This is a genomic window from Bradyrhizobium sp. USDA 4341 (assembly GCF_054063755.1).
Genome location: NZ_JBSSGO010000002.1, coordinates 6,240,996 through 6,260,579, shown reverse-complemented (window position 1 = coordinate 6,260,579; position 19,584 = coordinate 6,240,996). Strand labels below are relative to the sequence as shown.

The window sequence follows — 19,584 nt, the reverse complement described above, 5'->3', positions numbered from 1 at the left end:
AGCGCAGCGGTGGCATGGCACCGTACAGAGACAGCCATCACGTCCTCCGCTGCGGGTCGACGATGTCGCGCAGGCCGTCGCCGAGCAAATTGAAGCAGAACACCGCGATCATCAGTGCAAGGCCCGGGAACAGCGCGATCCACCATTCGCCGGACACCATGAAGCCGGCGCCCTCGGCAACCATGATGCCCCACTCCGCGGTCGGCGGCCGGACGCCAAGGCCGATGAACGAGAGACCCGCGGCGTTGAGGATCGCATAGCCCATGGTCAGCGACATCTGCACGATCATGATCGGCATGATGTTCGGCAGGATGTGCCCGAGCAGGATGCGGTATTCGCCGTTGCCGGAGAGCCGCGCCGCCTGCACGAAGCCGGCATTGCGGCGGACGTTTGCTTCAGCGCGTGCGACGCGGGCGTAGAGCGGAAAGTTCACGATCGCGGTCGCGATGATGATGTTCTGCACGGTGTTGCCCAGCGCCGCGACGATGCCCATCGCCAGCACGAACAGCGGAAACGCCATGATGGTGTCGGCGATGCGGCCGACGATGCGATCGGTCCAGCCGCCGAAATAGCCGGCGGCGATGCCGGCCAGCCCGCCCATCAGGAACACCAGCACGACGGAAGCGACCGCGATGAAGGTGTCGAGCCTGGTTGCAACGATGACGCGGCTGAAGATGTCGCGGCCGAGCTGGTCGGTGCCGAACCAGTGCGCGGCGGACGGCGGCTTCAATGCAGCCGCGGTGTCCGAAGCGAGCGGATCATAAGGCACCACATAGGGCCCGAACAGCGCCGCAAACATGATCACGACCAGCAGCGCGAAGGCGAAGCCGGTGACCTTGTTCTCGCCCAGCACGTAGCGGGTCTGCTCGAAGACTGCGGCAAGCCCGGAGGTGCGGGCGGGACCTGCGGGTTCGACGGTCGGTGCAACGCTGCTCATACGCCCCTCCCTAGCCTTCCAGCCTGACGCGCGGATCGATCACGCCATAGAGGATGTCGATCAGAAGATTGAGCAGCACGTACATGACCGCCATGGTCAGCACGAAGCCCTGTACGGGTGCGAAGTCCGACGCGATCAGCGCCTCGACCGCGTAGGAGCCGATGCCGGGCCAGGCGAACACCTTCTCCACCAGCACATTGGCCCCGAGCAGGAAGGAGAACACCATGCTGAGCGTGGTGATGACCGGCAGCATCGCGTTGCGGAAGGCGTAGGTCACGATCACCTTGCCGGGCGACAGGCCGCTGGCGCGCGCGGTGCGGACGAAGTCGGACGCCAGCACCGCCAGCATCGAGGCGCGCGTCATGCGCGCGATCGGCGCCAGCGAGAAGATCGCGAGCGTCACCGCCGGCAGGATCAATTGGCTGAACGCCGAACGGAACGCCTCGAAGTCCCGCGCGATCAACGCATCGATGAGGTAGAAGCCCGTGACGGTCGGCGGTGCGCTATAGAACACGTCGAGCCGGCCGAGCGGCGCCGGCGACCAGCCGAGCCGGAAATAGAACACGTAGACCAGCACGAGGCCGGTGAAGAACACCGGCAGCGACACGCCCGCCGTCGTGGTGACGCGGCAGAGATGATCGATCCAGGAGCCCGGCCGCGTCGCCGCCAGCACCCCAAGCGGGATCGCGATCACGATTGAGACGACGAGGCCGAGCAGAGTGAGCTCGGCCGACGCCGGCAGGCGGTTGCGCAGCTCGGCGGCCACCGGCTGTCCTGTGGTGAGCGAGGTGCCGAGATCGCCATGGGCGAGATCATTGGTGTAGCGGACGAACTGCTCGATCAGCGGCTTGTCGAAGCCGAGCTTCTTCCTGATCTGGTCGACCGCCTCCTTGGTCGCCGCAGGCCCCGCAAAATACGCCGCGGGATCGCCCGGCAGCGCGCGCGTCAGCAGGAACGTCACGATCACGACCCCGATCAGCGACGGGATCGCGAACAGCAGCCGCTTGCCGATGAGGGTCAGCATGCGCGCCTCGCTGTTTGCGACTGCAATGCCACGACGGGATTAGCAGGGCTCCCTCCCCCACGCACCCGGGGTCTACCCCGGGTGCGCATCAATGATCTGCGCAAGTCGGGCAGGCCCGACTTGCGACGGGGGAGGGTCGGGGAGAGGGGTGCCGCTTGCTCGGTTGCCGGATGGAATCGCACTCCCGCTGAGTCGTTCGTGATGCGGCGAAACGATTTGGCACGATCTCGGTCGATGTCGTTCTTACGAGAATGCGGCGTACCCCTCTCCCCGACCCTCCCCCGCAAGGGGGGAGGGAGCCAGAGAGACGTGCTCACCTCACCCGCATACGCCGGTACAGTGCCGATCATCTCCATCACCGCCTCACCCCTTCGCCATCGCGCGATAGTCGAGGCGGCGGTGGAACCAGTATTGGTAGCCCGAGATGTTCTTCTGCATCGCGACGTTGACGAAGGGCTGATAGAGCGGGATGCGCGGAATGTCGGCGAAGGCGAGATCGACAAAACCCTTGACGTCGGCGTCGTAGGCCGCGGTGTCGCCGTTGGCGGCAGCGATGCGCGCGCCGTCGATGAGCTTGTCCATCTCCGGCGACTTGTAGCTCATCGTGTTGAAGATCGAATTGTCGCCGTGATAGCACCAGTAGAAGAAGTACTCGGGGTAATCGAGCCAGCCCGAGAACACGTTGGTGAACAGCGGCATTTCCTTCTTGGTGAGCTCGGTGCGCCAGTTCGCGCCGGGCACCTTGTTGATGGTGGTCTTGATGCCGAGCTGCGCGAGGCTCTCCTGCACCAGCACGCAGAGCGGCTCGTTGACGCCTGCGAAGTTCAGGTCGAACGAGATCGTGGTCTCGAAGCCGTTGGCGTAGCCGGCTTCAGTGAGCAACGCCTTGGCCTTTTCCATGTCGGTGACATACTTGGTCGGCTGCGGCCAGGCGACCTCGGTCGGCTTGTCCTTTGGCGCGCCGAACATCGGGTTGGCGAGGCCGAACAGCACCGCATCCATGATCTTCTGATACGGCATCGCGTAGGCCATCGCCTGCCGCACCTTGGGATTGTCGAACGGCGGCTTGGTCACGTTCATGCCGATGTACTGGATGCCGTTGGAGAACGGCAGCGACACCACGTTGAGCTTGCCGTTCGTCTTCATCTCCTGAAAATCCTTGAACGGCAGTTCGTAGGAGATATCGGCATCGCCGCGTTCGAGCAGCGCACGGCGGTTGCCGGCCTGCGGCACCATGCGCCAGATCACGCGCTTGATCTTCGGCATTGGACCGCAGACCCAGTCGTCGTTGCGCTCCATGATGACTTCGGTGCCCGCGGTCCATTTGGTCACCTTGTAGGCGCCGGAGCCCGCGGTCTGCTGCTTGGTGAATTCGAGACCCCACGGATCCTTCTCGCTGGCGTTCTTCTTCACCAGCTCGGAGTTCACGACGCAGGGCACGATGACAGCGAGATCGGGGATCGTCAGCCTGTCCTTCTTGAGGAAATCGACGCGCACGGTGCTGTCGTCGACGACGACGAACTGCTCGGGCTTGGTCAGCGAGCCCGCGCTCATCTGGAAAGTCGGGAAGCCGCCGACGCTGACGGCGCGGTCGAGCGACCATTTGACGTCCTTCGCCATCACCGGCGTGCCGTCGTGGAATTTGGCGTTCTTGCGCAGCTTGAAGGTGACCGACATGTCGCCGATGTTGAAATCCTCGGCGAGCTCGGGCTTGAACTTGTCGCGGTCGTAATAGGGCACGCCGCCCGGACCGCTCTTCATCTCGTGGCTGATCAGCCGGTCGTAGCAATTCCACGACACTTCATAGCCGGGCACGTTGGTGCCGACGCCGTGGATATCGAGATTGTTGGGACCGCCTTCGGAGACGATCAGCAGCGTCTCGGAGCGCGCGTCGGCCTTGGCCGGCGACCAGATCGCGGGCGCGGTCGGCGCCAGCGCCCCCGCTGCGAGCCCGGACACCGATTTGAGGAAATCGCGACGCTTCATGTGATGCTCCAACGCCCTTGAGAACGGCCTTGGAACTCAGATCGCAAGGATTGTGCCAACCCTTAACGAAATCTTATGAGGCGCTAACACGCTGATGCTGTAGGAGAAATCGTCGAAGGTATCTTGTTCTGAGGCCGGTCAGCGCGGCATGGATTGCATACAAAGGAAGGCCGTCTGCTTAATAGATAAGCAAAACTTGGACGCTGCTCGCTTTCTTGCCGATGATCGATATCGCCGTCCAAACACCTAGTCGGGCCAGACCAACTCCTGCAACTGCACGAGATCCTCGACTCGATCCGGCCAGCCCGCGATGCAGATATGGCGCAGCGGATCGCTGGCCGAGTGCAACATCATCAGCGCCATCAGCCGCCGCTTCAGCGTGAACGTCACCTCGGCGCGCGGGATGCCGTAGCCGTCGAACAGGCTGCGCACCCGGCGCGGATGCCCGGCGGCCATGAAGGCGCTGGGGCCGAGCAGGTCGTACTCGCCCCATCCGGTCCGGACGTCGCCGAAGTCGAACAGGCCGGCGACATGCCAGCCATCGGCCCGGCGGCCCAGCAGGAAATTCTCCGGGATGTACTCGCCGGTCAGGATCACCGGCGGCGTGTGCATCGGGATCAATTCGGCGGCGTCACGCAGGAGATCATCGAGCGAGGTGAAGAATTTCGCCGGCAGGCCGAGCCGCTCATGCCGCGCCCGGCACTGCGCGATCTGCCCACGCATGAAAGCCTCCCAGCGCGGCTCGATCGCAAGCAGGCTGCCGGGCGGCACGCGTTGCACCTCGGCAATCACGGCGCCGATCTCGCCGAGCACGCGCTCGCGTTCGGCTTCCGACAGCGATGGCCACACCTCCGAGCCGACGGTGCCGGACAGGCCGGTGATGACGAGATAGGGCCAGCCGTCGCGCTCGCCCTCGGCGACAAGGTCGGGGATCGGAATGCCGAGCCGTCCGCGCAGTTGTGCGAGCGCGCCGCGTTCGGACACGAATTGCGGGCGCAGAAACGGCGGGAACAGCTTCAGGATCAGCTCACCGTCGAGCCCGACGACGAGGTTGGTGCCGGTCGAGAACACGTGCGGCGCGCCACAGGACAGCTCGTGGCGATCGGCAATGTTGCGCGCGACCGGCAGCCAGCGCGACGCGTCGCCGCGCCAGGCGCGGTAGCTGTCGTAGTCGGTGATGGGTGGAAGCGAAGCGATCATGTGTCAACCGTCATTGCGAGCCACCCGGTCGGCGCGAAGCGCCGCCGGATGACAGGCTCCGCGAAGCAATCCATGGCGCCGCTTGTAGCGCGAATGGATTGCTTCGTCGCTTCGCTCCTCGCAATGACGGGAAGTTCATCCGGGCTACGAACTCTTCTCCTTCCCCCTGAAAGGGGGAAGGTCGGGATGGGGGTCTGCCGCAGGCGACACTGCAAGCGGATAAACCAGATCCCCACCCGCTTTAAAGGCAACGCATAACCGGCACCGTATTTCGCTTCGCCTCATCCGGGCCGCGAACTCTTCTCCTTCTCCCTGAAAGGGGGAAGGTCGGGATGGGGGTCTGCCGCAGGCGACACTGCAAGCGGATAAACCAGATCCCCACCCGCTTTGCTCTGGCGAGCAAAGCGACCTCCCCTTTTCAAGGGGAGGTTACGACAACGCACAGCCCTTCACCGGTCCGGATTGGCGCGCTCGAACTGGCGCAGCAGGCGGTTGCCGCGTTCGACGGCGTTGTCCATCGCGGCCTGCGCCGAACGCTTGCCGGTGAACACCTGCTCGAGCTCCTCCTCGATCACGTCGCGGATCAGGACGAACGAGCCGAGCCGGATGCCCCTGGAATTGTCGGTCGGCGGCTTCAGCGTGACCTCCTCGATCGAGATCGAGGCGCCGGGATTGCGCTCGTAGAATCCCTGCGTGCGACTGAGATCGAACGCGGCGCGGGTGATCGGCAAATAGCCGGTGTTCTGATGCCAGGCGGCCTGCACCTCGGGCCGCGACAGATAGGCGAAGAATTTTGCCACCCCGGCATATTCGGCGCGCGGCCGGTTACGCAGCACCCACAGCGTAGCACCGCCGATGATCGAGTTCTGCGGCGCGCCTTGCACGTCGGGATCATGCGGCATCATGCCGTAGCCGACCTCGAATTTCGAATTGGCCTTGATGTCGGCGCGCGTGCCCGACGAGCCGATGAAGATGCCGCACTCGCCCTTCTGAAAGCGCGGCTCGGCGGTCTGGCCGCGGCCGCTATAGTCGAAGGTCTTGTCGGCCTGCCACTGCGCGAGCTGCGCAATGTGGCGCACCACCAGCGGGTTGTTGAAGATCAGCTGCGCGTCGAGCCCGGAAAAGCCGTTGGCCTTGGTCGCGATCGGCAGGTTGTGAAAGGCCGAGAAGTTCTCGACATTGATCCAGGAGGGCCATGACGTGGTCACGCCGCACATCGCACCCGCGGCACGCAGCCGCTTAGCCACGACGCCGAGCTCCGGCCAGGTCTTCGGAGGCTCGCTCGGATCGAGCCCGGCAGATCGGAACATATCCTTGTTGTAGTAGAGGATCGGCGTCGAGGCGTTGAACGGGAACGACAGCATGTTGCCGTCGACATCGGCATAGTAGCCTGCCACCGCGGGCAGATAGGCCTGTGGCGCGAACGCCTCCGATTGATCGCGCATCAGCTCGAACACCGGATAGATCGCGCCGCGCGCCGCCATCATGGTTGCGGTGGCGATCTCGTTGACCTGAACGATCGCCGGCTGGCTGCGCGAACGGAAGGCGAAGATCGCCGCGGTGACGGTCTCGGTGTAGTTGCCCTTGTAGGCGGGCACGATGCGGTAGTCGGATTGCGAGGCGTTGAAGTCAGCGGCGAGCTTCTCGAGCTGCTTGCCGAGCTCGCCCGACATCGCGTGCCACCACATGATCTCGGTCGCCGCTCGTGCCGGTGCCACAAGCAGAAGGGCCGCGACGACAAGGTGCGGGAGCTTCAAGGCGAGCTTCAAGGCGAACTTCACGACCAGCCGTTCCCGGATGCCAACACGCGGTCATACGGTGCTACAACCGCAAATTCAATCGACACCGCAGGTTGCAGCGCGGTTTTAACGTTTGGCAGATGGGCGAACCACCGCCATTCTGCTAAAAGCGTTGAACCTTTTCCTCCCGCCCCGGACTCAAATCACAAGGGGAATTGTAGCCTGTGTATCGCCGCGCCGGCCTTTCGCGGACAATAACGCTTGCCGTCGCGCTGCTATGGACAGCGGTCTCGGCGAGTGCCTTTGCGCGCGAATTCCGCACCGCCGATACCCAGAATGAAGACTATCCGACGGTCCAGGCGCTGAATTACATGGACCGCCTGATCGCCGAACGCACCGGCGGCCGGCACCGCATCGTGGTCTTCCATTCCCGCCAGCTCGGCGAGGAAAAGGAGACGCTGGAGCAGACCCGGGCCGGCGCCATCGATCTGAACCGGACCAATGTCGCGCTGATCGGAACCATGGTGCCTTCCGTGAACGTGCTGGCGATGCCGTTCCTGTTTCGATCCCTTGAGCACCTGCAGCATGTGCTGGATGGGCCGATCGGCAACGAGATCCTGAACAGTCTCGGGGCCCATGGCTTCGTCGGGCTGACCTTCTACGATTCCGGCGCCCGCTCGATCTATAACAGCGTCCGCCCGGTGCGTTCGCTCGACGACCTCAAGGGGCTGCGGCTGCGTGTGCAGCAATCCGCACAGATGTCGGACATGATCCGCGCGCTCGGCGCCGAGCCAATCCAGATGGCCTACGGCCAGGTGCTGACCGGGCTCGCCAACCGGCTGATCGATGGCGCGGAGAACAACTGGCCGTCCTTCGTCACCACCGGCCACTACAATACGCCGGCTACTACACCTTGACCCAGCACACCGTCAGCCCCGAAGTGCTGGTGATGTCGCGCAAGGCCTGGGCCAGCCTCACGCCGGATGAGCAGATCATCTTCCGCGAAGCCGCGCAGCGCTCCAGCCTCTACATGCGCGAGAAGTGGCGGGAGCTCGAGGAGCACTCGCGCAAGCAGGCGGAGCAGGCCGGCGTCAAGGTCGTGACCGATTTCGACCGCAAGCCGTTCGAGGCGGCGATGGCCGGCATCTATGCCAAGGCGGAGCGCGATCCGGCGATAGCTGCGCTGATCGAACGCATCCGCAACATGGAGTGACCGGATCTTGGACGCGCCCAAACAGGACGGGACGATGCGACGGCGGGCGGCCTTTGGGCCGCAGGGCCGCTTCCGCATCGTCCAGTTGCTGCGTGCGGTGCCGATCCGCTGGCGCATTCTTTCGATCGCGCTGCTCAACTCCGCCGTCGTGATCGTGCTCGCGGTGCTGATCTGGAACGGCTCGAAGGTGCTCGGCTCGGCCTGGGAGGATGTCCGCCAGGTGCGGGAATCCGACAAGATCCTGGCCAAGCTCGAAAGCGAGACCAGCCGTCTGCAGAACCTGATCCATCGCTACATCAACCAGCCAAGCCCGGACCTGTTCGCGGAAATCCTGCTGCTGCGCGAGGCCGTGCTCGGCACGCTGACCAACCGGGCCTCGACCGACCCGATGCTGTCGGGCTCGGTCGAGCAGCTGGAGCGCGTCACCAGCCGTTTCCTCGACGGCTTCGGTGAATTGCGCACCGTGCAGACCACGATCTCCAAGACCTATGACGAAGAGGTGCTGACGCCGACCAGGGACATGGCTGGGCTCTATTCGATCATCGAGGGCGCCACCGGCCATCGCGACGCACTGATCTGGCCCGCGCTCGGCAAGTCGCGCGAAGCCTTCACCTCGCTGCTGGTCGCCGCCAACGCCTACTACCTCTCGCTTGCCTCCTCGTCGGCCGAGGAAGCCCGCCGCAACATCGATACGATCGAGAAGACGATTCCCGTCATGACCGATCTGGCCGAGAACGATCTGCAGCGCATGGCGCTGGCGCGGCTCAAGATCAAGACCGCCGAGCTGCGCGACGGGCTCGGCAAGCTCAGCGAACAGCTCACCAGTCGCACCGATCTGTTGCGCAACTCGATCGATGCCAGCCAGGCCGACGCGATCGGCGCGATCGACGAGCTCTCTGTGAAGATGCGCCAGCGCGAGCAGAAGGCGCAGGAGACCTTCGACAAGACGCTGACATCGATCTCGCGCCGGGTGCTGTCGATCGCCGTGATCTTCCTTGGCGTCATCATGTCGGCCGGCGTCATGATCGCACTGTCGATCCGGCTGCCGCTGGCGCAGATCATGGCCGCGATGCGCACCATCACCTCGGGCGACCTCGACCGGCCGGTGCAGGGCACCTCGGCCAAGGACGAGGTCGGCGCCATGGCGCGTGCGGTCGAGGTGTTCCGCGAGAACGCGATCGCCAAGCGCAAGACCGAGGACGAGCTGCGCAGCGCCAAGGAGAAGGCCGAGAGCGCGCTGCTCGAGCTCAACGCCGCCCAGCAGAACCTGATCGATGCCGAGCGCCTCGCCGCGCTCGGCGGGCTCGTTGCGGGCGTCGCCCACGAGGTCAACAATCCGATCGGCATCAGCCTCACAGTAGCCTCGAGCTTTGCCCGCCGCAGCGAGATGTTCGAGAACGACCTGAAGACCGAGCCGCTGCGCCGCTCCAAGCTCGACGAATTCGTGCGCGCCTCGCGTGACGCATCGCAGCAACTGGTCTCGAACCTGCAACGCGCCGGCGAACTGATCCAGTCCTTCAAGCAGGTCGCCGTCGATCGCTCGCATGCCGAACGCCGCCAGTTTGCCTTGAGCGAATCGACCGACCAGATCGTGGCGAGCCTGCGGCCGGTGCTGAAGAAGGCCCAGATCGCGCTGTCCGTCGATGTGCCCGACGGGCTCCTGATCGACGGCTATCCCGGCGCCTATGGCCAGATCTTAACCAATCTTTTCCTCAACGCCGTCAATCATGCCTTCGCCAACGGCCGCTCCGGCAACATCACGATCTCGGCGCGCGGCCGTGGCGCTGATGATGTCGAGATCATCTTCGCAGACGACGGAGCTGGCATGACGCCGGACGTGCAGCGACAGGCGTTCGACCCGTTCTTTACGACGCGACGCAACGAAGGTGGTACGGGCCTCGGCCTCCATATCGTCTATAACCTCGTCACCCAGCAGCTCGGCGGACGCATGATGCTGGAGTCAAGGGTAGGACAAGGCACCACTTTTCGCATTATCATGCCCAGGATCGCCAAAGGGGCTGCCATGGGCGAGCCCACGATCACTGACGCAGCAGCCGACGGAACCAGTCAATGGCCGAACAGGACGATGTCCTCCAACTGATCGACGACACCGAGAGCCCCCCGGAGGACTCGCCGGTACGGAAATGGAAGATCGCCGTGATCGACGACGATCACGCCGTCCACGAAGGCACCCGTTTTGCGCTCAGCGACTACAATCTGAACGGCGCGACGCTGGAGATCCTGTCGGCCTACTCTGCGGCCGAAGGCCGCACGGTGATGCGGGACAATCCCGACATCGCAGCCGTGCTGCTCGACGTCATCATGGAGACCGACGTCGCCGGCCTCGAGCTCGTCGAATACATCCGCAACGAGATCAAGAACGAGACCGTCCGCATCATCCTGCGCACCGGCCAGCCCGGCCAGGCGCCGGAGCGGCGTGTCATCGTGCAATACGACATCAACGACTACAAGGCGAAGACCGAGCTCACCGCCGACAAGCTGTTCACCTCGCTGACGGCCGCGCTGCGCAGCTACCAGCAGCTCGAGCGCATGGTGCAGACCAGGCGCGGCCTCGAGATCATCATCGACGCGGCCTCGACGCTGTACGACTTCAAGTCGATGCAGCGGCTGGCCGAGGGCGTGCTGACGCAACTCGCCTCGCTGCTCAATGTCGACTGCGCCGGCATCCTGGTGCTGCGCGACGACGGTAATTCGGCCGCCGCCGATTTCTCGGTGCTGGCCTGCTCGGGCTGCTACAGCCGCTTCATCGGCACCACGTCCTCGAAGGCGCTCGATCCCGACCTGCGGCACATGGTGGAGGAAGCCTTCCAGCGCCGCAAGAACGAGTTCGCCGACCACCGCAGCGTGCTCTATTCGCGCACCGGCAGCGGTCGCGAGGTCGTGGTGCTGCTGCAGGCCGAGCGCCAGCTCTCCGACACCGACCGTGCGCTGGTCGAGATCTTCTCGAGCCGGCTGTCGATCGCGTTCGACAACGTGATCCTCTACCAGCAGCTTCACGAGGCCAACACCCAGCTCGAGGACCGCGTCACGCAGCGCACCCGCGCGCTGATGCAGGCGAACCGGCGGCTGTCGGCGCAATGGCTGCGGCTGCAGCGCGCCAACGGCTTCAAGAACGAGATCCTCGGCACCGTCGCCCACGATTTGAAGAATCCGCTCGGCGTGATCCTCGGCCGCACCGAGATGCTGACCGAATTGATCGGCGCCGGCTCGCCGAAGGAAAACGTCACCGCCCAGGTCGAGCACATCAGGGACGCCACCAAGCGGCTGACCTCGATGGTCGACCACCTGATCTCGGATGCGATGGCCGACGCCTTCGACATCACCATCCGCCGCGAGCCGGTCGACGTCGCGGCCCTCGTCAACGAGGTCACCGAGACCAATTTGCCCTCGGCGGTCAACAAGCAGCAGAGCATTTCGGTCTCGGGGCTGCAGCACTTCGTCACGATGTGCGACGCCGACCGGATCCGCGAGGCGATCGACAACCTCGTCAGCAACGCCATCAAGTACTCGCCGATCGGCGGCAAGATCACGGTCGCGGTCAGCCACGAGGGTGACGACACCGTGATCCGGATCGCCGACCAGGGCCCCGGCCTCAGCCCCGAGGATCTCGGCCGGCTGTTCGGCCGGTTCCAGCGGCTGTCGGCCAAGCCGACCGCGGGCGAAAGCTCGACCGGCCTCGGCCTTTCCATCGTCAAGCGCATTATCGACATGCATGGCGGCCATGTGACCGCACAGAGCCCGGGCCCCGGACAGGGGTCGACCTTTACGGTTACACTGCCGGCGACAGAGACATCATGAACCAGAACCCGCATATCTTCATCGTCGACGATGAGGCGCCGGCCCGCGAGATGGTCGGCGATTACCTCAAGATGCACGGCTTCGGCGTGACGCTGTGCGATGGCGGCAAGAGCCTGCGCAAGGAGATCGAGAGCAGCACCCCCGATCTCGTGGTGCTGGACCTCAACATGCCCGAGGAGGATGGTCTGTCGATCATTCGCGACCTCAAGAGCAAGATCAACGTGCCCGTCATCATGCTGACAGCTACTGCCAGCCCGATCGATCGGGTGGTCGGGCTCGAGCTCGGCGCCGACGATTACGTGGCCAAGCCCTGCGAACTGCGCGAGCTGATGGCGCGCATCCGCTCGGTGCTGCGGCGGAGTGGGCCTGCGAAGACCGCCGCGCCGCAGCCGGCGAACGCGAAGGCCGAAAAGGAGCAGCTGGTGCGGTTCGGCACCAAATGGCTCGATCTCGAGGCCCAGGCGCTGCGCGACGACGAGGGCAATGAGCATCCGCTGACGGCCTCGGAATTCGGCCTGCTGAAGGTGTTCGCGGCCAATCCGAAGCGCGTGCTGTCGCGCGAGCGGCTGCTGGAACTCGCCAATGCGCGCGACGCGGAAGCCTTCGACCGCGCCGTCGACCTGCGCATCATGCGCATCCGCCGCAAGATCGAATTCGATCCGACCAAGCCGTCGGTGATCCGGACCATCCGCGGCGGCGGCTATCTGTTCTCGCCGACCGGCGACAAGGCTTAGCGTCGCGAACGCTGTCCCACCTCTTCATGTCGTCCTGGCGAAAGCCAGGACCCATAACCACGAGTGTCTCAGTTGGGTGAAGCTGGGGCCCCAGCGGATCCAGCAACAGATATTTGGGGTGATGGGTCCTGGCTTTCGCCAGGACGACAAATCGTTGTGTGGCACGGGCGGATTCAGCGACACTAAGGCTGTCAATCCGCGCAAAAATCCCTAAGTTTCGGCCATGCCGAAAACAGCCTCCCAAGACCCCGCAAAGCCCGCCCCAAACACCGCAGCCAAGCCCGTCGCCGCCAAGCCGGTTGCGAGCAAGCCCACGGCCAAGGGCGACCACGTCTTCCTGGTCGACGGTTCGGGCTACATCTTCCGCGCCTATCACGCGCTGCCGCCGCTGAACCGCAAGTCCGACGGGCTGCAGGTCAATGCCGTGCTCGGCTTCTGCAACATGCTGTGGAAGCTGTTGCGCGACATGCCGGAGGACAACCGGCCGACCCATCTGGCGATCGTGTTCGACAAATCAGAGATCACGTTCCGCAACAAGCTCTATCCCGACTACAAGGCGCACCGGCCGCCGGCGCCCGACGATCTGATCCCGCAATTCGCCCTGATCCGCGAGGCGGTGCGCGCCTTCGAGCTACCCTGCCTCGAGCAGGCCGGCTTCGAGGCCGACGATCTGATCGCGACCTATGCGCGGCTCGCCACCGAGCGCGGCGCGACCACGACGATCGTGTCATCCGACAAGGATCTGATGCAGCTCGTCAACGACAAGGTCGTGATGTACGACACGATGAAGGATCGCCGCATCGGCCGCGACGAGGTGATCGAGAAATTCGGCGTGCCGCCCGAGAAGGTGGTCGAGGTGCAGGCGCTGGCCGGCGATTCCACCGACAACGTGCCCGGCGTGCCGGGCATCGGCATCAAGACCGCCGCCCAGCTGATCATCGAGTATGGCGATCTCGATCAGCTGCTGTTCCGCGCCGGCGAGATCAAGCAGCCGAAGCGGCGCGAGGCGCTGCTCGAGAACGCCGAGAAGGCGCGCATCTCGCGCCAGCTCGTGCTGCTCGACGACAAGGTCGATCTCGAGGTCCCGCTCGACGACCTAGCGGTGCACGAGCCCGACTCGCGCCGGCTGATCGCCTTCCTCAAGGCGATGGAGTTCTCCACCCTCACCCGCCGCGTCGCCGACTATGCGCAGATCGACCCCGCCAATGTCGATGCCGACCCCGGCAACAAGAGCGGCGCCAGCGTGTTCTCGCCGCTGCCGCCGTCGGATGTGACGCCCGCGCCGGGCGACGCACCGTCAGCCGCCGCGCCGGCGGGCTCGCCAACGAAGGAGCGCGCCAAGCCGACCGGCGCGCGCGACGACAAGAACTCCAGCCTGAAGGGCACGCCGGCAACACTGGCCGAGGCCCGCGGCGAAGCGATCCGCAAGGCCGGCTTCGATCGCAAGGCCTACCAGGCGATCGGCAGTCTCGATCAGCTCAACGCCGTTGTCGCGCGCGCGCACGACACTGGCTACATCGCGATCGAGGCGATGTCGGAATCGATCAACCCGATGCAGGCCGAGCTGTCGGGACTGGCGCTCGCCGTGGCGCCGAACGACGCCTGCTACATCCCGCTCAGCCACCGGCAGGCCGGTGGCGGCGCCGGGCTGTTCGATGCCGGCCTCGCGCCCGGCCAGATCAAGACCGCCGACGCGCTGAAGGCGCTGAAGCCGCTGCTGGAGTCCGCCGGCATCCAGAAGGTCGGCTTCAACGTCAAGTTCACCTCGGTGACCTTGGCGCAGCACGGCGTCACGCTGCGCAATATCGATGACGCGCAGCTGATGTCCTACGCGCTCGATGCCGGCCGCGGATCGCATGCGCTGGAGGCGCTCGCCGAGCGCTGGTTCGGGCATGCCGTCGTCAGCTATGGCGGCCTCGTCGGCAGCGGCAAGGGCAAGCTGACCTTCGATCAGGTCACGATCGACAAGGCCACCGAATATGCGGCCGAAAGCGCCGACCTGATCCTGCGGCTATGGCGCGTGCTGAAGCCGCGCCTTGTCGCCGAGCGGATGACGACGGTCTACGAGACGCTGGAGCGGCCGCTGGTGTCGGTGCTGGCGCGGATGGAGCGGCGCGGCATCTCGATCGATCGCCAGGTGCTGTCGCGGCTGTCGGGCGATTTCGCCCAGACCGCGGCGCGCGTCGAGGCCGAGATCCAGGAGATCGCCGGCGAGCCGGTCAACGTCGGCAGCCCGAAGCAGATCGGCGACATCATCTTCGGCAAGATGGGATTGCCCGGCGGCACCAAGACCAAGACCGGCGCCTGGTCGACCACCGCGCAGGTGCTCGACGATCTCGCCGAGCAGGGCCACGACTTCCCGAAGAAGATTCTGGAGTGGCGCCAGGTCTCGAAGCTGAAATCGACCTACACCGACGCGCTGCCGACCTACGTCAACCCGCAGACCCATCGCGTGCACACGACCTACGCGCTGGCTGCGACCACCACGGGCCGGCTGTCGTCGAACGAGCCGAATTTGCAGAACATCCCTGTTCGTACCGAGGACGGCCGCAAGATTCGCCGCGCCTTCATCGCGACACCGGGCCACAAGCTGGTGTCGGCCGATTACTCCCAGATCGAACTGCGGCTGCTCGCGGAGATCGCCGACGTGCCGGTGCTGCGCCAGGCGTTCCGCGACGGGCTCGACATTCACGCCATGACCGCTTCCGAAATGTTCGGCGTGCCGATCAAGGACATGCCGAGCGAGGTGCGGCGCCGCGCCAAGGCGATCAATTTCGGCATCATCTACGGCATCTCGGCGTTCGGCCTCGCCAACCAGCTCGGCATCGCGCGCGAGGAAGCCTCCGCCTACATCAAGAAGTATTTCGAGCGCTTTCCCGGCATCCGCGCCTACATGGACGAGACCAAGGACTTCTGCCGCCGCAACGGCTATGTGACGACGCTGTTCGGCCGCAAGTGCTACTACCCCGACATCAAGGCGTCCAACGCCTCGGTGCGCGCCTTCAACGAACGCGCCTCGATCAACGCGCGCTTGCAGGGCACCGCGGCCGACATCATCCGCCGCGCGATGATCCGGGTCGAGGACGCACTCGCCGAGAAGAAGCTCTCGGCGCAGATGCTGCTGCAGGTGCACGACGAACTGATCTTCGAGGTGCCCGACAACGAGGTCGCTGCAACGCTGCCGGTGGTGCAGAAGGTGATGCAGGACGCGCCGTTCCCGGCGGTGATCCTGTCGCTGCCGCTGCAGGTCGACGCTCGCGCCGCCAATAACTGGGACGAGGCGCATTAGCTTTCTTCGCCTCTCCCGCTTGCGGGGGAGGCCGACGCGCTCAAAGAGCGCGGCGGGTGGGGGCTCTCTCCGCTCAAAGATTCTGCGCGGAGACACCCCCACCCCGCCCTCCCCCGCAAGCGGGAGAGGGAGCCCTCGCATCTCGCTTGCCGAACCGCATTGCTCCGAGAGCAATTCCAACATGGCCGCGCGGCGGATGACACGCTAGAAGTGTGCGTATCCCTCGCGAGACCCATCATGCCCCACACATCCGCGTTGCTCGGCTTTGCGCTCGTCTGCCTCGGCATGGTGCTGACACCCGGGCCGAACATGATGTATCTGATCTCGCGCTCGATCACGCAGGGTCCGGCGGCCGGCATCGTCTCGCTCGGCGGCGTCGCGCTCGGCTTCGTGTTCTACATGCTGTGCGCAGCGTTCGGCATCACCGCGCTGCTGTTTGCAATCCCCTACGCTTATGACGCGCTGCGTTTCGCCGGCGCCGCCTATCTGCTCTGGCTGGCGTGGCAGGCACTGAAGCCGGGCGGCCGCTCGCCGTTCCAGGTCAAGGCGCTGAAGGTCGACGGCCCGCGCAAACTGTTCGCGATGGGCTTCATCACCAACCTGCTCAACCCGAAGATCGCGATGCTTTATCTCGCGCTGCTGCCGCAATTCATCGATCCCGCCGGCGGCAGCGTGCTGACGCAGTCGCTCGCGCTCGGCTCGATCCAGATCGTGATCAGCGTCAGCGTCAATGCGATGATCGCGCTCGCCGCCGGCTCGATCGCGGTGTTCCTCGGCACCCGCCCAACCTGGCTCTTGGTGCAGCGCTGGCTGATGGGCACGGTGCTCGCGGGGCTCGCGATGAAGATGGCGCTCGAGGCAAGAAGGGCGTGAGCCCAACTCGTCATGCGCGGGCTTGCCGCCTTCGCTAAAGGTTCGGCGCGCCTCAGACCGTTAGCCTCGTCGAAGCCTTGGCGTAGACGGGACCCGCGCATCCATCGCCCGCCCAAGCGGGCGGCAACTAAAGCGTATTTGCGAAGAGGATGGATTGCCGGGTCAAGCCCGGCAATGACACCGCCCTCAATCCAGCTTCGCCTCCATGCCCCGCTTCGTCGCCGGGCGGGCCATCAGCGCATCGTACCAGTGCTTGACGTTGGGGAAGTCGGCCAGGTCGACCTTGTGGCGCGGATGGCGCCAGGCCCAGCCGAGGATGGCGAAATCGGCCACCGACAGATCGCCGGCGACGAATTCGCGGCCTTCCAGCCGACGGTCCAGCACGCCGTAGAGCCGCCGCGTCTCGGCCATGTAGCGCTTCAGGCCATAGGCGCGGTCCTGCTCGTTCTCCAGCGCGATGAAATGGTGCACCTGGCCCGGCATCGGGCCGAAACCGCCCATCTGCCACATCAGCCACTCATAGACCGGGATCCGCTCCGCCAGCGGCTTCGGCAGGAACTTGCCGGTCTTCTCGCCGAGATAGAGCAGGATCGCGCCGGACTCGAAGATGCTGACCGGCTTGCCGCCGGGACCATCGGGATCGACGATCGCCGGGATCTTGTTGTTCGGGCTGATCGCGAGGAACGCGGGCGCCATCTGCTCGCCCTTGCCGATATTCACCGGGATCACCTTGTAGGGCAGCCCCATCTCCTCCAGCGCCACCGAGATCTTGCGGCCGTTGGGGGTGTTCCAGGTGTGCAGCTCGATGGTCATTTCCGCTTCCCGTGCAAGTGTTTGGCCGAGTCTTTGGCGCCTGCTTACGGGGATTGCAACGACCGCACAACCGCGCTTTCCGCACACGGCTGCGCTGAAAATGGCGGCGCGGGCACTGTTGACGGCGGGATTTACCCGCTGGAATGTGCGGGAGACCGCCGATAGATTGCCGGCCGCTTCAGAAGCCTCAAAGAACTCCCAAGGGAAAAGCCTTTGTCCAAATCAGCCTCCCGTGCCCGCCTCGCCGAGATCATCCGCAAGCGCTCGTTCGGCCGCGGCGAGATCACCTTGGCGTCGGGCCGCAAGAGCGATTTCTATTTCAACCTGAAGCCGACGATGCTCGATCCCGAAGGCGCGGCGCTGCTCGCCGAGCTCACCTATGAGGCGCTGAAGGACGACAGGCTCGATTTCGTCGGCGGGCTCGAGATGGGCGCGGTGCCGCTCGCCGGCGCCATCGCGCAACTGTCATGGCTGAAGGGTCATCCGATCGCTGCGTTCTTTGTGCGCAAGAAGCCGAAGGAGCACGGCGCGCGGCTCGCCGTCGAAGGGCTCGCCAAGGGCGAGAGCCTGGCGGGCAAGCGCATCGTGATCGTCGAGGACGTCACCACGACCGGCGGCTCCGCGCTGAAGGCAGTGGAAGCCGTGCGCGAAGCCGGCGGCGAGATCGCACTGGTCTTCACCATGGTCGACCGCGAGGAAGGCGCGACCGAGACATTCGCCGAGGCCGGCTTGCCGTTCCGCGCGCTGTACAAGGCCGGCGAGTTCCTGAAGGACTGAGGCTCTTTCCTCTCCCTCGCCCCGCTCTTGCGGGGAGAGGGTTGGGGTGAGGGGCTGCCCCCACGAGCCGTGAACGCGGTGAGACCTGTACCCCCTCACCCGGATCGCATTCCGCTCCGCTCATGCGACATAGCCGAAGCCTTGCTTCGGCGTTCTTGAGGACGGCCGCCGGAGGCGGCCTATGCTCTCCCCGCAAGCGGGGCGAGGTGAAGAGGAGTCCGCCCAACCTCACCTTCCTGTGACGCCGTCACCCCTGATCAATCGCTCGTTTACCATCCGGCACTATGGTGAATCCGCCGGGGCACCTTGCCGCCGCGGCGAGGCGCGTCGGGTGGAGTTGGCGTTGCGTACAGAGTTGAGTGATCGGCGCATGCGGCGCCGCGTGATGCTTGCCGCCGCTGCGTTTGCGGGTTCCGTCCTGGTCGTGCCCGCTCCCGTCTCGGCCGAAGGGCTGTTCGACTTCTTCTTCGGCGGTTCCCAGAAGCAGCAGGGCCGGCAGGCCCCGCCGCAAGCCAATTTCTTCGCCGATCCGTTCGGTCTCAACCAGCAGCCGGAACGGCAGACGTCCGCGCCGGTCTCGGCGCCGCGTGTGGCCGGTTCCGGGCCGGCCTATTGCGTGCGCAGCTGCGACGGCAAGTATTTTCCGCTGACGATGCGCGGCAACGCAACGCCGGCGCAGCTCTGCCAGGCGTTCTGTCCAGCGAGCGCGACCAAGGTCTATTACGGCAGCCATATCGACAGCTCGGCATCGACCACCGGTGAGCGCTACGCCGACACTGAGAACGCCTTCGCCTATCGCAAGGCGCTGCGCGCCGACTGCACCTGCAACGGCCGCGACCCGGCCGGGCTCGCGCCGGTCGACCTCGCGCTCGATGCCTCGTTGCGTGCCGGCGACGTGATCGCGACCACCGACGGCCTCGTCGCCTACACCGGCGTCCGCGTCGGCAACGAGCAGTCGTTCGACTTCACGCCGATCGCCTCCTATCCCGGGTTGACCGCGGCGGTGCGCGCGCGGCTCGGCGAAATGAAGGTCGCTCCCGTCAGCGCCGAGATCGCCGGCGACGCACCGCTGCCGGAGACGAGCCGCGATGTCGCGCCGTCGGCGCCGACGTCTGTTGTGCCGAAGGGCAATGCCGCAAAGCCCGCCAAGCGGGCCGAAGCGAACTGACGGCTTCGAGCT

At 65.3% G+C, this 19,584-nt stretch carries 13 protein-coding genes and 1 pseudogene; 8 read left to right on the top strand and 6 right to left on the bottom strand.

Annotation, left to right across the window (positions count from 1 at the left end; translation table 11 throughout):
• Positions 1–37: 37 nt before the first annotated feature.
• The 5 genes from ACVIGB_RS35690 to ugpB form a co-directional block, all read right to left on the bottom strand.
• A complete protein-coding gene (locus tag ACVIGB_RS35690) occupies positions 38–937 on the bottom strand; it encodes an ABC transporter permease (protein ID WP_229167812.1) in 900 nt (299 codons plus the stop codon).
• Positions 938–947: 10 nt separating this feature from the next.
• Positions 948–1,961: an ABC transporter permease gene (locus ACVIGB_RS35685; protein WP_092122920.1), complete on the bottom strand. Its 1,014-nt coding sequence runs from the start codon at positions 1,959–1,961 to the stop codon at positions 948–950.
• A 363-nt stretch (positions 1,962–2,324) separates the two neighbouring features.
• Positions 2,325–3,947 (bottom strand): ABC transporter substrate-binding protein, encoded by a 1,623-nt coding sequence (locus ACVIGB_RS35680; RefSeq protein WP_456719145.1) that lies wholly within the window; start codon positions 3,945–3,947, stop codon positions 2,325–2,327.
• A 246-nt stretch (positions 3,948–4,193) separates the two neighbouring features.
• A complete protein-coding gene (locus ACVIGB_RS35675; RefSeq protein ID WP_456719146.1) occupies positions 4,194–5,147 on the bottom strand; it encodes an aminoglycoside phosphotransferase family protein in 954 nt (317 codons plus the stop codon).
• A gap of 449 nt (positions 5,148–5,596) precedes the next feature.
• Positions 5,597–6,916 carry a sn-glycerol-3-phosphate ABC transporter substrate-binding protein UgpB gene (ugpB, locus tag ACVIGB_RS35670; RefSeq protein WP_456724995.1) on the bottom strand — a complete coding sequence of 440 codons (1,320 nt, stop codon included), beginning with the start codon at positions 6,914–6,916 and terminating at the stop codon, positions 5,597–5,599.
• Positions 6,917–7,110: 194 nt separating this feature from the next.
• Between ugpB and ACVIGB_RS35665 the strand changes: the two are divergent.
• The 6 genes and pseudogenes from ACVIGB_RS35665 (at position 7,111) to ACVIGB_RS35640 (ending at position 16,814) form a co-directional block, all read left to right on the top strand.
• Positions 7,111–8,099: pseudogene (locus ACVIGB_RS35665) on the top strand (TRAP transporter substrate-binding protein).
• A 34-nt stretch (positions 8,100–8,133) separates the two neighbouring features.
• A complete protein-coding gene (locus tag ACVIGB_RS35660) occupies positions 8,134–10,200 on the top strand; it encodes an ATP-binding protein (RefSeq protein ID WP_456724996.1) in 2,067 nt (688 codons plus the stop codon).
• On the top strand, positions 10,170–11,918 hold the full coding sequence (locus tag ACVIGB_RS35655) for an ATP-binding response regulator (protein WP_456719147.1): 1,749 nt from the start codon (positions 10,170–10,172) through the stop codon (positions 11,916–11,918). Before ACVIGB_RS35660 ends, ACVIGB_RS35655 begins: the two co-directional genes overlap by 31 nt.
• On the top strand, positions 11,915–12,652 hold the full coding sequence (locus ACVIGB_RS35650) for a response regulator (RefSeq protein ID WP_456719148.1): 738 nt from the start codon (positions 11,915–11,917) through the stop codon (positions 12,650–12,652). The genes ACVIGB_RS35655 and ACVIGB_RS35650 overlap by 4 nt, the downstream gene beginning before the upstream one ends.
• Positions 12,653–12,875: 223 nt before the next feature.
• Positions 12,876–15,941 (top strand): DNA polymerase I, encoded by a 3,066-nt coding sequence (gene polA, locus ACVIGB_RS35645; RefSeq protein WP_456719149.1) that lies wholly within the window; start codon positions 12,876–12,878, stop codon positions 15,939–15,941.
• 237 nt (positions 15,942–16,178) lie between these two features.
• Positions 16,179–16,814 (top strand): LysE family translocator, encoded by a 636-nt coding sequence (locus ACVIGB_RS35640; RefSeq protein ID WP_223974893.1) that lies wholly within the window; start codon positions 16,179–16,181, stop codon positions 16,812–16,814.
• Between the two features lie 186 nt (positions 16,815–17,000).
• Here the strand turns inward: ACVIGB_RS35640 and ACVIGB_RS35635 are convergent, their stop codons facing one another.
• A complete protein-coding gene (locus tag ACVIGB_RS35635; protein WP_456719150.1) occupies positions 17,001–17,627 on the bottom strand; it encodes a glutathione S-transferase family protein in 627 nt (208 codons plus the stop codon).
• 213 nt (positions 17,628–17,840) lie between these two features.
• On the opposite strand from ACVIGB_RS35635, the gene pyrE reads away from it, so the two are divergent.
• Together pyrE and ACVIGB_RS35625 are read left to right on the top strand one after the other, a co-directional pair.
• On the top strand, positions 17,841–18,404 hold the full coding sequence (gene pyrE, locus ACVIGB_RS35630; protein ID WP_092122894.1) for an orotate phosphoribosyltransferase: 564 nt from the start codon (positions 17,841–17,843) through the stop codon (positions 18,402–18,404).
• 370 nt (positions 18,405–18,774) lie between these two features.
• Positions 18,775–19,572: a DUF2865 domain-containing protein gene (locus ACVIGB_RS35625; RefSeq protein ID WP_456724997.1), complete on the top strand. Its 798-nt coding sequence runs from the start codon at positions 18,775–18,777 to the stop codon at positions 19,570–19,572.
• The last annotated feature ends 12 nt before the right edge of the window (positions 19,573–19,584 follow it).

Coding starts and splice junctions, on each gene's coding strand:
- ACVIGB_RS35690 (WP_229167812.1), bottom strand. CDS start 937: ATGAGCAGCGTTGCACCGACCGTCGAACCCGCAGGTCCCGCCCGCACC.
- ACVIGB_RS35685 (WP_092122920.1), bottom strand. CDS start 1,961: ATGCTGACCCTCATCGGCAAGCGGCTGCTGTTCGCGATCCCGTCGCTG.
- ACVIGB_RS35680 (WP_456719145.1), bottom strand. CDS start 3,947: ATGAAGCGTCGCGATTTCCTCAAATCGGTGTCCGGGCTCGCAGCGGGG.
- ACVIGB_RS35675 (WP_456719146.1), bottom strand. CDS start 5,147: ATGATCGCTTCGCTTCCACCCATCACCGACTACGACAGCTACCGCGCC.
- ACVIGB_RS35660 (WP_456724996.1), top strand. CDS start 8,134: ATGCGACGGCGGGCGGCCTTTGGGCCGCAGGGCCGCTTCCGCATCGTC.
- ACVIGB_RS35655 (WP_456719147.1), top strand. CDS start 10,170: ATGGCCGAACAGGACGATGTCCTCCAACTGATCGACGACACCGAGAGC.
- ACVIGB_RS35650 (WP_456719148.1), top strand. CDS start 11,915: ATGAACCAGAACCCGCATATCTTCATCGTCGACGATGAGGCGCCGGCC.
- polA (WP_456719149.1), top strand. CDS start 12,876: ATGCCGAAAACAGCCTCCCAAGACCCCGCAAAGCCCGCCCCAAACACC.
- ACVIGB_RS35640 (WP_223974893.1), top strand. CDS start 16,179: ATGCCCCACACATCCGCGTTGCTCGGCTTTGCGCTCGTCTGCCTCGGC.
- ACVIGB_RS35635 (WP_456719150.1), bottom strand. CDS start 17,627: ATGACCATCGAGCTGCACACCTGGAACACCCCCAACGGCCGCAAGATC.
- ACVIGB_RS35625 (WP_456724997.1), top strand. CDS start 18,775: ATGCGGCGCCGCGTGATGCTTGCCGCCGCTGCGTTTGCGGGTTCCGTC.